Annotated in this window: 1 pseudogene; it reads right to left on the reverse strand. The window is 43.8% G+C overall.

Going from position 1 to position 454, the window contains the following annotated elements:
* Nucleotides 1-454, reverse strand: a pseudogene (locus H5126_RS21285) (hypothetical protein); the annotation flags it as partial.

Raw genomic sequence — 454 nt, forward strand, 5'->3', positions numbered from 1 at the left:
CTGCATTAATCGCGACGTCTTCAACCGTGACTTTATCTCCGTTCACATCGGTAAATACCACAGTGGCTGTTTGGTTAGCATCAGCCTCTTCTATTATACCGCTTACAACTACATCACTTTGCTCTGCGGTATTAATAACAGTGTCATCACCTGTTGCAACATCAATGCTGGTTACTGCTGTTTTATCGTGAATGGCGGTGTCTGTATCGGTTGCTGTATTGCCAGCTTTATCACTGACTGTGGCTGTGGCGGTTAATTCACCATCGCTTAAGCCTGATAAGTTTGCACCGGTAATTGTGTAAGTATTGTTGGTAACTATGGCTTCAAAGCTGCGCTCATTACCGGCTTCATCTGTTACTACCACTGTTACCGTTTGGTTGTCTTCGACACCCGTTGTGGTACCTGTAATTTCAACGTTTACGTTTTCATCATTGCCGTTAATTACGTCATCGTT

The sequence above is a fragment of the Pseudoalteromonas sp. SG45-3 genome (assembly GCF_014164075.1).
Classification (GTDB): Bacteria; Pseudomonadota; Gammaproteobacteria; order Enterobacterales; family Alteromonadaceae; genus Pseudoalteromonas; species Pseudoalteromonas distincta.